The sequence below is a fragment of the Enterobacter cloacae complex sp. 397G4 genome (genome assembly GCF_050031515.1).
GTDB classification, from domain to species: domain Bacteria; phylum Pseudomonadota; class Gammaproteobacteria; order Enterobacterales; family Enterobacteriaceae; genus Enterobacter; species Enterobacter hormaechei_C.
On sequence record NZ_JBLGWE010000001.1, the window covers coordinates 1,440,826 to 1,452,617 of the forward strand.

Here is an 11,792-nt window from a genome sequence, read left to right on the forward strand (position 1 = left end):
ATGATGAAAAACAGTGAACTGGAACGCCTGATTAACGAAAAACTCAACACGGCTTCGTTTAGCGACTACGGCCCGAATGGCTTGCAGGTGGAGGGGCGCGAGGCGGTGCAAAAAATCATCACCGGCGTGACGGCAAGCCAGGCGCTGCTGGATGAGGCGGTGCGTCAGGAAGCCGATGCGGTGATTGTCCACCACGGTTATTTCTGGAAAAACGAATCACCGATTATTCGCGGCATGAAGCGCAACCGACTCAAAACGCTGCTGGCGAATGACATCAACCTGTACGGCTATCACCTGCCGCTCGATGCGCATCCTGAACTGGGAAATAACGTTCAGCTTGCGCAGCTGCTGGGGATTACCGTGATGGGTGAAATTGAACCTCTGGTGCCGTGGGGCGAACTGTCGATGCCGGTTCCGGGTCTGGAGCTGGCTTCGTGGATCGAAGCGCGCCTGGGGCGTCGTCCGCTGTGGTGCGGCGACACCGGGCCGGATACCGTGAAGCGCGTGGCATGGTGCACCGGCGGCGGCCAGGGCTTTATTGACAGCGCGGCGCGTTTTGGTGTCGACGCCTTCATTACCGGCGAAGTCTCCGAGCAGACCATTCACTCAGCCCGTGAACAAGGCCTGCATTTTTACGCGGCGGGCCATCACGCCACCGAGCGTGGCGGCATCCGCGCCCTCAGCGAGTGGCTGACGGAAAATACCGATCTGGATGTGACGTTTATTGATATCCCTAATCCGGCCTGATGAGAGGTAGTTAAGTGCAGCGAGCGCGTTGTTATCTTCTGGGTGAAACCGCGGTAGTTCTGGAGCTTGAGCCTCCGGTGACGCTTGCTACGCAAAAGCGTATCTGGCGTCTGGCTCAGCGACTGCCCGAGCTACCCGGCGTGGTTGAAGCTATTCCGGGTATGAATAATATCACCGTGGTGCTGCGTGATCCGCACACGGGGGCGCTGGATGCCATTGAGCGTCTGCAACGCTGGTGGGAGGAGAGCGAGGCGCTGGAGCCGGAATCGCGGACGATTGAGATCCCGGTTGTCTATGGCGGCAAGGGAGGCCCCGACCTTGGCGTGGTGGCCGAACACTGTGGATTAACGGAGAAGCAGGTTGTGGAGCTGCATAGCTCAGTCGACTATGTTGTCTGGTTTTTGGGATTTCAGCCGGGTTTCCCCTATCTGGGCGGGTTATCGCCCCAGCTGCATACGCCGCGCCGGGCTGAGCCGCGCCTGAGCGTACCGGCGGGCAGCGTGGCGATTGGTGGCGAGCAAACGGGAATTTATCCGCTCGCCTCACCGGGAGGCTGGCAACTGATTGGGCACACGTCCACGCCGTTATTTGAACCAGGCCAGGACGCGCCCATACTCCTGCGTCCGGGGGATACCCTGCGCTTTATCCCGCAGAAGGAGGGGGTATGTTAACGCTTATTCGCGCAGGGCTTTACACCTCGGTACAGGATGCCGGGCGTTTTGGGCTGCGTCAGTCGGGCGTGAGCTACTGCGGTGCGCTCGATCGCCCTTCGCTGGAGATTGCCAACCTGCTGGTAGGTAACGCAGGCAGCACGGCGGCGTTAGAAATTACGCTGGGTCAGTGCGTGATTGAGTTTGGTCAGGAAACCTGGTTTGCCTTAACCGGCGCGGGCTGTGACGCGACGCTGGACGGCAAAGCGGTGTGGACCGGCTGGCGCCTGCGGGCGAAGGCCGGGCAGCGTCTGACGCTCAAGCGTCCTCTGCACGGCGTGCGCAGCTATCTTGCGGTGGCGGGGGGGATCGACGTGCCGGAGGTGTTGGGCTCATCCAGCACCGACCAGAAAGCGGGAATGGGCGGCCATGAAGGGCGGCTGCTGCGTGACGGCGATCGTCTGCGGATAAAGACCTCAACGCGCCATTTCACCACCACGCAGGGCGTGAAACAGCTGCTGTGGGGGAACGTGATCCGCGCCTTACCAGGACCGGAATACCATGAGTTTGATGAAGCCGCGAAAGAGTCTTTCTGGCGCTCGCCGTGGAAGATCAGCCCGCAGAGTAACCGCATGGGTTACCGGCTTCAGGGGCAGCCGCTGACCCGCACGACTGACCGGGAGCTGCTTTCCCATGGTCTGTTGCCCGGGGTGATTCAGGTGCCGGGCAACGGGCAGCCCATCGTACTGATGAACGATGCGCAAACCACGGGGGGATATCCGCGTATTGCCTGCATTATCGAAGCGGATCGCTACCATCTGGCGCAAATTCCTCTCGGTCAGCCCATTCATTTTGTGCAGTGTTCGCTGGAGGAGGCGCTGAAAGCCCGGCAGGATCAGCAGCGTTATCTCGAACAGCTGGCGTGGAGGCTCGATGGTAAAGATTGATTTAAACGCCGATCTGGGGGAGGGCAGCAACGCCGATGCGGCGCTGATGACGCTGGTCTCCTCGGTGAATATCGCCTGCGGGTTTCATGCCGGCGATGCGCAGACCATGCTGGCGAGCGTGCGCAATGCCATGAAAAACGTTGTGGCGATTGGCGCTCACCCCAGCTTTCCCGACCGGGAAAACTTTGGTCGCACAGCGATGGATCTGCCGCCTGAGACGGTTTACGCGCAAATGCTCTACCAGATCGGCGCGCTGGAGGCGATAGTGCGCGCTGAGAATGGCGTGTTGCGCCACGTCAAGCCGCACGGCATGCTCTATAACCAGGCGGCGAAAGATCCGGCGCTGGCGGATGCCATTGCCCGTGCGGTGCGGGACTGTAATCCGCAACTGATTCTGGTAGGCCTGGCGGGCAGCGAGCTTATTCGTGCCGGAGAACGGCTGGGGCTGACGACGCGGCAGGAAGTGTTTGCCGATCGGGGATACCTGCCGGACGGTAGCCTGGTTCCGCGTACGCAGGCCGGTGCGCTGATCACCGACGAAGGTAAAGCACTGGCGCAGACGCTGGAGATGGTGCGCTTCGGGCGAGTAACCTCAACGGAGGGGACAACGGCAAACGTTCAGGCTGATACGGTGTGCTTACACAGTGACGGCGAGCATGCGCTCCAGTTTGCGCGACGCCTGCGGGCGGCGTTCTCGGAAGAGGGCATTGTTGTCAGCGCAGAATAATCATGAAAGGACAATAACATGCCAGAAGGTCCGGAGATCCGCCGCGCGGCGGATAGCCTGGAGGCGGCGATAAAGGGCAAACCTCTGACACACGTCTGGTTTGCCTTTCCTCAACTCAAGCCGTTTGAATCGCAGCTGGTGGGGCAGACGGTGACCCACATTGAAACGCGCGGCAAGGCGTTACTCACCCACTTTTCCCATAACCTGACGTTATACAGCCATAATCAGCTTTACGGTGTCTGGCGGGTGGTGGAGGCGGACGAGCAGCCGCAAACGACCCGCGTGCTGCGCGTGCGGCTACAAACGGCGGATAAGGCGATCCTGCTTTACAGCGCCTCTGATATCGAAATGTTAACGCCGGAGCAGCTGCTGACGCATCCGTTCTTACAGCGGGTCGGGCCGGACGTGCTCGACATGCGTCTGACGGCAAGCGATGTGAAAGCCCGGTTGTTATCCCCCACATTCCGCAACCGGCAGTTCTCCGGGCTGTTGCTCGATCAGGCATTTCTGGCGGGGTTGGGAAACTACCTGCGGGTGGAGATCCTCTGGGAAGTGGGGCTGGCGCCGCAGCGCAAAGCGTCGCAGCTGAGCGATGAACAGCTGGAGGCGCTGTCGTACGCGTTACTGGATATCCCACGGCTGTCGTACAACACGCGCGGCGTGGTGGATGAGAACAAGCATCACGGGGCGCTGTTCCGCTTCAAGGTGTTTCATCGGGCAGGTAAAAAGTGTGAGCGGTGCGGCGGGGTGATTGAGAAGGCGACGATCTCTTCCAGGCCGTTTTACTGGTGTCCGAACTGTCAGAGATGACGTCATGGTGTAGCGTAGGTCTTGCGATACTGTAGGGGCGTTTTCCCCATATTTTTACGAAAGCAGGTAATAAACCAGGCGTATTCGGAGAAGCCAACCTGTGCGGCAATCTCCCGTACCGTAGCATTGCTGTGCAGTAATAATTCGCACGCCTGGCGGATGCGCCTCATCGTCAAATATTCCTGAATCGTCCCGCCGGTTTCATCGTGGAACCGGCGGGATGCATGTCCTCGGGAACAACCCATGGCTCTGGCGATCTCTTCCAGCGTACAGCGCTGATGAAAGCGGGTTTCGAGCCAGCGGATAATATTCGCCGAAAAGGTATTCTGCCCGGTGGCCTGCTCCTGCCAGGGTAACAGGCTGATCAACTGCATCACCAGAAATGCGCTGTCACTGATGCTGAATGTTTCACTTTTCATCAGGGCTTCAAAGCGATCCAGTACGTTCTCAATGACGGGTTGTACATCGTGCACATCAAAGACCCGGGCTTTTTCTCCGCGACCACACAACTGGCGAAGCAGTTTTTGCTGACGGGGGAAATCACGCAGATAGTGGTCAATCACTGAGCCGTTAAAGTGCAGCGTCGTGCGGTGGTAGATATTGCGTGCGTCCTGCTCGACGTAAACTTTGTGAAGTTTCCCCGGTGGGAAAATAAAGATCCGCCCGGGTTTAACGGTATATTGCTGATGCTCCATCAACGCGATCCCAACCCCCAGGGACACCGATAAAATTTCCACACATTGATGCCAATGATAGTAATTCGCTGGCATATCTTTCATGCGGTTAAAGTAGATCGACCTGTCTGTGAGATTGATATGTTCCAGATAACTGTTGTCTTCGGAACGCTGCATGGTAGCCCCTGGCTGCCTCGGAGAGGATGTGAACAAACTTAAACTTTTATCATCTTAACCAAATTTTACCGCCAAAATTCCAGCCAATATTGTTCTCAATAAACTGCGCTGTTTGAAAATACGACAATTATCACATTTGTCTGCGTCTCTGACTCCTTATGATGCCCCGAAATCATCAAATGAAACGAGGTTTCATTATGCAGGTAAAGAACGATTATTGCCAACTCGCAGAGGGTTGGATTGCCGCTGCTGTGCCCCATCTGACCCGGGAAAATACCCGTTTGCACATTGGGGAAACGGCAGCTCACTATACAGACGATATCGCGGGTATTGAGGGCTTTGCACGCCTGATGTGGGCGCTTGCGCCGCTGTTGAGCGGCGGCGAAGCGGAAGGGTATAGGGAAATATTTTTACAGGGCATCCGTAGTGGTTGCGACCCTCAGCATCCAGACTACTGGGGCGATCTGTCTGACAACGACCAGCGCTGTGTCGAAATGGCGGCGTTTGGCCTGGCGCTGGCGCTACCTGACACCGGGATCTGGCAGGCGCTTTCGGCTACTGAACAGGACAATCTGGAACGCTGGCTGCGCCAGAGTGCCGAAATAACCATCCCCGATAATAACTGGCATTTTTTCCCGGTCCTGGTTCAGGTTGGACTGAAACGGGTAGGGCGCCATTACGATATGATGGTGATTGATAAGCATCTGAACGCGGTTGAACCCTTCTGGCTGGGTAACGGATGGTATTCCGACGGCGCCGGAAAGCCACGCGATTACTACATTTCCAGCGGTTTTCATTTTTACAGCCTGTTGTATAGCCACTTTATGCAGGATGTCGATCCGTCGCGTTGTCTCTGTTATCGCCAGCGGGCGCATCAGTTTGCGGGCGACTACCTCCACTATTTCACCTGCGACGGTAATGCCATCCCCTTTGGCCGTAGCTTGACCTACCGCTTTGTGCAGGCCGCATTCTGGAGCGCAGTGGCCTATACCGGGCTGGATGTTTTCTCGCCAGGGGTCGTCAAAGGCCTGATCCTTCGCCATCTTGACTGGTGGATGGCGCAGCCCTTTACGGATAATGACGGCTTATTTACCCTGGGTTATACCTATCCGAACCTGGTGATGACGGAAGATTACAATAGCCCGTGCACACCCTGGTGGGCATGCAAAACATTATTGATTCTTGCATTACCGGATGATAGCCCGTTTTGGCAGGCTGAGGCCGCACCGCTGCCAGCGCGGGAAAATATTCATCAGATAAAAGAGGCCGGGCAAATCATCGTACATGCCGACGAAAACCGGCACGCATGGATGCTGATGTCGGGTCAGTACGATCGTAATAACTTCGTCAATTTCGAGGCGAAATACAGCAAGTTTGCCTATTCCAGCCATTTTGGATTCACGCTTACGCGGGGAAATGACGCCCTGAATCATGCGGCATGCGATTCGATGCTGATATTCAGTGAGCAGGACAACTACTGGCGCGGACGTCGCGAGTGCACCTCTGTCGACATGACTGACGCCTGGCTCCGCAGCACCTGGCAACCCTGGCCGGATGTATTTGTCACAACCTGGCTTATCCCGCATCAACAGGGGCACATCCGACTCCACCGGGTTGAAACCCAGCGCGCGCTCGACAGCGTCGAGGGTGGATTCGCCATCAATCGTCATTTACTCGCGAAAACAAGTAAAGCTTCTCATGAGGTAGCCCTGAACACCTTGTCCGGGTGTAGCCAGATTGTGGATCTGCTCTGCGAGCGTCACGCGCTGACCGTCACGACGCCTCCCAACAGCCACATTCTCCATGCTGCACCGGGCGAGATCCCCTGCCTGGGCGCCGTGCTTGAACCCGGTACGCACTGGCTGGCGTGTGCCGTAACGGCCACGATGGCCTCTGTCCTGCCGCCACCGATGACGCTGGCCTTCGATCGCCTGAGCCAGGTTCTCACGCTGAACACGAAAACCCTACACATACAATAGCTGGCGCACCTGGCGTGCGTGCGGAGAAAGATAACCATGAACCCTGTTCAATCAACACGTTCGGCTTATATCAAACTAAGCCTCTTCGTTTTTCTGTTTACCTTTACCTGGGCTGCAAGTTTTGGGCTTTATGCCATCTGGCTGGGGGATAAAGCCGGACTTGATGGCATAGAAATTGGCACCGTGTTCGCCGTTAACGGCGTTTTTGCTGTCATTTTTAAGCCTATTTATGGCTATATCATGGACAAAATGGGCATGAAAAAACATCTGCTTTACTTTGTCTGCGCCGTTTCAGCAATGATGGCTCCCTTTTTTATCTGGTGCTATCTGCCGCTGCTGGAGACTCATTTTGTCAGCGGCATGATCGTCGGCGCCTTGTTTTTCAGTCTTGGATGGTACGCAGGCGTTGCGGCCGAAGAGTCTTATGTCGATCGTTTCAGCCGTTTATACGATATGGAGTTTGGCCGTATCCGCATGTGGGCCGCACTGGGATGGGCGTCGGCCTCCTCATTTTCCGGTTACCTCTATAACATCTCGCCAAAAATTAACTTTGTTATCAGTAGCGCTTCCGCACTGTGCATGCTTGCGGTGCTGCTGACGCTCAAAGTCGATCATTTCGGTCAGGAAGAGAATAACGTTCTGTCGAAAGAAAAAATTGTGATTGGCGATGTATATAACCTGCTACGTAACAAAAAATTCTGGACCTTTGCGCTCTACATCGCCGGCGTGGCATGGATGATGTTTATCGCTGAACAACAGTTTTCACGCTACTTCGTCACCTTCTTCAGCACAAAAGAAGAGGGGAATGCCATGTTTGGTTATATGAGTACAACGCAATCTGCGACGGAGTTTTTCGGCATGATGTTAGTGCCTGCCCTCATAAATCGCATTGGAGCAAAACAGGGGTTATTGCTCACCGGACTGGTGATCAGCCTGCGATTAATTGTTTCCGGGCTGACAAACGATCCGGTCATTATCTGCCTTATCAAACCCCTGTACGGGATCGAAATCGCCCTGATTCTGGTCTCGGTCTTTAAGTACATTGCCGAACATTTTGATAAGCGTGTCAACGCCACGATGTATCTGCTGGGGTATCAGGCGATGATCTATGTGGGATCAATCGTTGTTGCGCCTCCGGCCGGCTATGCCTACCAGACAATTGGGTTTGAACACACCTATCTGGTTATGGGGCTGATAGCACTGGTGTTTACGGGGATTTCTGCTTTTACCCTCTCCGCGTGTTACCAGCATAAAAAGGTCCCGGACCTTCCGTCACCGGGTCAGGAAGCCCTTCACTGAAGCAACGAGAACGAGAGAATGATGTCTGAGAATATACGTAAGGAACCGATTGTCCCTGTTATGCTTCGCCATGGTGAGCGCGCGGCGATTGCAACGAAAATCCGTGATGCCATGCCGCTTATCGCCAGCGCGGTTGAACGGAACATGACCTGGTTCGGACAGCGCTTTCCCGATGCGGCCTGCCGTAACGGTCAGTATCCGGTAATTGATAATCAGGAATGGACGACCGGTTTCTGGACCGGGCAGCTGTGGCTCGCCTGGGAGTGGACCGGGGAAGCGAGCTATCGCACATTAGCCGAACAGCACGTCCGCTCATTTGGCGAGCGGATTACCAAACGAGATTGTACTAACCACCACGATCTGGGGTTCTTATACAGTCTTTCCTGTATCGCAGGCAGCAAACTAACGGGCGACAGAGAGGCAAAATACATCGCCCTACAGGCTGCTGAATTGTTAATGGAGCGCTACCATCACCGCTGCGGCATTATTCAGGCGTGGGGAGAGCTGGATAACCCTGAGCAGCAGGGAAGAATGATCATCGACTGCAATATGAATTTGCCGCTGTTATATCAGGCCAGCCTTGCCACCGGGGAGCCACGCTATGCTGAAGCGGCGAAAAGGCATATTGAACAGGCCCGACGCTATATCGTTCGTGAAGATGGTTCTACATTCCATACGTACTATATGGATGTCAGAACCGGTGAGCCACGGTTTGGCAATACCCATCAGGGGTTCTCTGATGATTCCTGCTGGTCGCGCGGGCAGGCCTGGGGCGTGTATGGTTTTCTGCTTAATTATCTCTACACCGGTGATAAAAAGCTGCTGGCGCTGAGCCAGACCCTGGCAAACTACTTTATCAACCGGCTGCCGGACGATCTTATTTGCTATTGGGATTTGGCGTTAACCGACCCGAATAGTGAGCGAGACAGTTCTGCCAGCGCCATTCTCGCTTGTGCACTGCTGGAGCTGGTGAAACAGCTACCGGTGACCCATCCTGATCGTGAAAGCTATGAGGCGCTAGGGTTAAAAATCATTGAAAGCATGATCGATCGCTATTTCAATCTGACGCATCAGCAGGGGGAAGGACTTCTCAACCATTCTGTCTATCATTTTAAAGGTAACGTTGGCGTAAATGAATGCTGTGCCTGGGGAGATTATTTCCTGATGGAAGCCATCGCGCGGGCAACGTCGTCATGGAATAGTTACTGGTAATATCTCGCTCTCCCTGTTCTCTAAATTATGTCTTTAATCAGGCAGGGGAGCGCTTATCTCTGTAATGGCAAGGATAATATAATGAAAAGAAACAGCGTAATTATATTCGCTGCAATAACGTTTTCTTCACTGGGTGTGTGTGCAGAAAATAATAATACTATTACTGCTGCGCAGGTAAAAGCGACACCGTATACTACGGTGTTCTTTGCCCCGCGTACGCAATACCGCACCGCCAGTGAAAGTTTTTTACAACGGTTGATGTTAACAGGCGTTGTTCAGGATCCTGACAGCATCCTGAAAAGCATGTACTGGAGTTTTGAAACCGATGCCGATTTAGGTAAGCACATGGATCAGTGGAAAAGCAGTTACCAGGAAGCGGAGTTCAATAAGCCCTTCTCGCTAGGTGCCAGCCAGTTCTGGCTGGAAACAGGAACCGTTTTTCATTGGGAATCGGCAGGGTCACGCATCGATCCCTACATTGGCATTGGTTACCATTTTGATCCAACGTTGGGGGCGGTACTGCGCTATCGCTACAATCATCAGAATCATGACAGTGAAACACGTCAGGGTGAGTGGGATGATTCGTCGGAGCATCGCGTGGATATTTATCTGACAAAATATTTTACTCCAGACTTTTGGGTGCAATATAACCCAACGTATTACAGTAAAACGCACTCTGATAAATTCGTGTATACCAATGGTAAAAACCACACCTTACAGCACAACGTTGTTTTTAATTTCCATACTACGCCACGGTTTTATCCCTTCTTTGAACTTGGCTATCTTGATGAATATAAAGATGGCGATGATACAAAAAGTGAATATCAGCTGCGAGTGGGGTTCAAATACAATTTAAACTAAAAAAAACGCGCCCTTGGGCGCGTTTTTGCAGATGTAACGAATTAACGTTTAATATCTGATTTGAAATCACGCTGCTCGTAGCCGGTATACAGCTGACGAGGACGCGCGATTTTCATGCCTTCGCTGTGCATTTCGTTCCAGTGCGCAATCCAGCCCACGGTACGGGCCATGGCGAAGATTACGGTGAACATGGAAGACGGAATGCCCATCGCTTTCAGAATAATGCCAGAGTAGAAATCGACGTTCGGGTAGAGTTTCTTCTCGATGAAGTACGGGTCGTTCAGCGCGATGTGTTCCAGCTCCATCGCCACTTCCAGCAGATCATCTTTGGTGCCCAGCTCTTTCAGCACTTCGTGGCAGGTCTCACGCATGACGGTCGCGCGCGGGTCGTAGTTTTTGTAAACACGGTGACCGAAGCCCATCAGACGGAAGGAGTCATTCTTGTCTTTCGCGCGGCGCACGAACTCAGGAATGTGCTCAACGGAGCTTATCTCTTCCAGCATCTTCAGTGCCGCTTCGTTCGCGCCGCCGTGCGCCGGTCCCCACAGGGAGGCGATGCCTGCAGCGATACAGGCGAACGGGTTCGCGCCTGAAGAGCCCGCGGTACGGACGGTAGAGGTCGAGGCGTTTTGTTCGTGGTCAGCGTGCAGGATCAGAATACGGTCCATCGCGCGTTCCAGCACCGGGTTCACTTCGTACTCTTCGCACGGCGTGGAGAACATCATACGCAGGAAGTTACCCGCGTAGGAGAGGTCGTTGCGTGGGTACACAAACGGCTGACCGATAGAGTATTTGTAACACATCGCCGCCATGGTAGGCATTTTAGACAGCAGACGGAACGCCGCGATATCACGGTGACGTGGGTTATTCACGTCCAGAGAATCGTGGTAGAACGCCGCCAGCGCACCGGTAATACCGCACATGACCGCCATCGGATGAGAGTCACGACGGAACGCATGGAACAGACGGGTAATCTGCTCATGGATCATGGTGTGACGGGTCACGGTGGTTTTAAATTCATCGTATTGGGCCTGCGTCGGTTTTTCGCCGTTCAGCAGGATGTAGCACACTTCCAGATAGTTGGATTCGGTGGCTAACTGATCGATGGGGAAGCCGCGATGGAGCAGGATACCTTCGTCACCGTCAATGTAGGTGATTTTGGATTCGCAAGATGCGGTGGAGGTGAATCCAGGGTCAAAGGTGAATACCCCTTTGGAACCCAGCGTACGGATATCAATAACATCCTGACCGAGCGTGCCTTTTAGCACATCCAGTTCAATAGCATCATCACCATTTAGGGTGAGTTTTGCCTTTGTATCAGCCATTTACGGTCTCCTTAGCGCCTTATGCTTAAGACTGCGCTTTACCGGATTTGCTTTCAGCTGTTAATCATCGTTACCAGATTGTTATTTGGCTTACCGCTCAGCTCACGAGGAGAAACCAGGGTACAGAGCTATGGCGCCTTGCAGGTAAACGAATGAAATATCAGTGAAACAACAGCAAATCAGCGTTTTTGCAGTCCGAATTATTCAAACCTGTATATCACTAATAACTGTCCTGATAACTTCGGTCAATACCATCACACTGTTACATAACTATTTGTCAGGTGAAAGATAGACCTCATAACTTTTGCGCATTATATGCCTTTTCTGATGACGTTTGTAACAATATTGTTTAACATTTGTCAAATCAGATGATTAAAAATTAAA

The 11,792-nt window shown here is 53.9% G+C and carries 11 protein-coding genes; 9 read left to right on the forward strand and 2 right to left on the reverse strand.

What is annotated here, in order from left to right; all coding sequences use genetic code 11:
* Positions 1-3 precede the first annotated feature (3 nt).
* The 5 genes from ACQG1Y_RS06845 to nei are packed head-to-tail and all read left to right on the forward strand — an operon-like array spanning position 4 to position 3,881.
* On the forward strand, positions 4-747 hold the full coding sequence (locus ACQG1Y_RS06845) for a type 2 GTP cyclohydrolase I (protein ID WP_026094364.1): 744 nt from the start codon (positions 4-6) through the stop codon (positions 745-747).
* A gap of 14 nt (positions 748-761) precedes the next feature.
* A complete protein-coding gene (gene pxpB, locus ACQG1Y_RS06850; RefSeq protein ID WP_003858633.1) occupies positions 762-1,418 on the forward strand; it encodes a 5-oxoprolinase subunit PxpB in 657 nt (218 codons plus the stop codon).
* Positions 1,412-2,344 carry a 5-oxoprolinase subunit PxpC gene (pxpC, locus tag ACQG1Y_RS06855; protein WP_015571116.1) on the forward strand — a complete coding sequence of 311 codons (933 nt, stop codon included), beginning with the start codon at positions 1,412-1,414 and terminating at the stop codon, positions 2,342-2,344. Before pxpB ends, pxpC begins: the two co-directional genes overlap by 7 nt.
* A complete protein-coding gene (pxpA, locus tag ACQG1Y_RS06860; RefSeq protein ID WP_063134827.1) occupies positions 2,331-3,071 on the forward strand; it encodes a 5-oxoprolinase subunit PxpA in 741 nt (246 codons plus the stop codon). The genes pxpC and pxpA overlap by 14 nt, the downstream gene beginning before the upstream one ends.
* A gap of 18 nt (positions 3,072-3,089) precedes the next feature.
* Positions 3,090-3,881, forward strand: coding sequence for an endonuclease VIII (nei, locus tag ACQG1Y_RS06865; RefSeq protein WP_062938143.1), 792 nt, complete (start codon positions 3,090-3,092; stop codon positions 3,879-3,881).
* Between the two features lie 2 nt (positions 3,882-3,883).
* On the opposite strand, the gene ACQG1Y_RS06870 is transcribed toward nei, so the two are convergent.
* The gene (locus tag ACQG1Y_RS06870) at positions 3,884-4,732 is read right to left on the reverse strand and encodes an AraC family transcriptional regulator (RefSeq protein WP_368740462.1); all 849 of its coding nucleotides are present in this window, start codon (positions 4,730-4,732) and stop codon (positions 3,884-3,886) included.
* 197 nt (positions 4,733-4,929) lie between these two features.
* Between ACQG1Y_RS06870 and ACQG1Y_RS06875 the strand changes: the two genes are divergently transcribed.
* The 4 genes from ACQG1Y_RS06875 to ACQG1Y_RS06890 all read left to right on the forward strand — a co-directional run bounded on the left by ACQG1Y_RS06875 (position 4,930) and on the right by ACQG1Y_RS06890 (position 10,083).
* Positions 4,930-6,711 carry a DUF2264 domain-containing protein gene (locus ACQG1Y_RS06875; RefSeq protein WP_426736705.1) on the forward strand — a complete coding sequence of 594 codons (1,782 nt, stop codon included), beginning with the start codon at positions 4,930-4,932 and terminating at the stop codon, positions 6,709-6,711.
* Positions 6,712-6,747: 36 nt separating this feature from the next.
* Positions 6,748-8,010 carry an oligosaccharide MFS transporter gene (locus ACQG1Y_RS06880; RefSeq protein WP_058688880.1) on the forward strand — a complete coding sequence of 421 codons (1,263 nt, stop codon included), beginning with the start codon at positions 6,748-6,750 and terminating at the stop codon, positions 8,008-8,010.
* Between the two features lie 21 nt (positions 8,011-8,031).
* Positions 8,032-9,222, forward strand: coding sequence for a glycoside hydrolase family 88 protein (locus ACQG1Y_RS06885; protein WP_368740464.1), 1,191 nt, complete (start codon positions 8,032-8,034; stop codon positions 9,220-9,222).
* 81 nt (positions 9,223-9,303) lie between these two features.
* A complete protein-coding gene (locus ACQG1Y_RS06890) occupies positions 9,304-10,083 on the forward strand; it encodes an oligogalacturonate-specific porin KdgM family protein (protein WP_368740465.1) in 780 nt (259 codons plus the stop codon).
* 41 nt (positions 10,084-10,124) lie between these two features.
* Here ACQG1Y_RS06890 and ACQG1Y_RS06895 read toward each other — a convergent pair whose 3' ends face one another.
* On the reverse strand, positions 10,125-11,408 hold the full coding sequence (locus tag ACQG1Y_RS06895) for a citrate synthase (protein WP_006809584.1): 1,284 nt from the start codon (positions 11,406-11,408) through the stop codon (positions 10,125-10,127).
* Between the last annotated feature and the right edge of the window lie 384 nt (positions 11,409-11,792).

Excerpts from the sequence above, each read along its gene's own strand:
- ACQG1Y_RS06845 (WP_026094364.1), top strand. The coding sequence starts at position 4 with ATGAAAAACAGTGAACTGGAACGCCTGATTAACGAAAAACTCAACACG.
- pxpA (WP_063134827.1), top strand. The coding sequence starts at position 2,331 with ATGGTAAAGATTGATTTAAACGCCGATCTGGGGGAGGGCAGCAACGCC.
- ACQG1Y_RS06880 (WP_058688880.1), top strand. The coding sequence starts at position 6,748 with ATGAACCCTGTTCAATCAACACGTTCGGCTTATATCAAACTAAGCCTC.
- ACQG1Y_RS06895 (WP_006809584.1), bottom strand. The coding sequence starts at position 11,408 with ATGGCTGATACAAAGGCAAAACTCACCCTAAATGGTGATGATGCTATT.
- nei (WP_062938143.1), top strand. The coding sequence starts at position 3,090 with ATGCCAGAAGGTCCGGAGATCCGCCGCGCGGCGGATAGCCTGGAGGCG.
- ACQG1Y_RS06885 (WP_368740464.1), top strand. The coding sequence starts at position 8,032 with ATGTCTGAGAATATACGTAAGGAACCGATTGTCCCTGTTATGCTTCGC.
- ACQG1Y_RS06890 (WP_368740465.1), top strand. The coding sequence starts at position 9,304 with ATGAAAAGAAACAGCGTAATTATATTCGCTGCAATAACGTTTTCTTCA.
- pxpC (WP_015571116.1), top strand. The coding sequence starts at position 1,412 with ATGTTAACGCTTATTCGCGCAGGGCTTTACACCTCGGTACAGGATGCC.
- ACQG1Y_RS06875 (WP_426736705.1), top strand. The coding sequence starts at position 4,930 with ATGCAGGTAAAGAACGATTATTGCCAACTCGCAGAGGGTTGGATTGCC.
- ACQG1Y_RS06870 (WP_368740462.1), bottom strand. The coding sequence starts at position 4,732 with ATGCAGCGTTCCGAAGACAACAGTTATCTGGAACATATCAATCTCACA.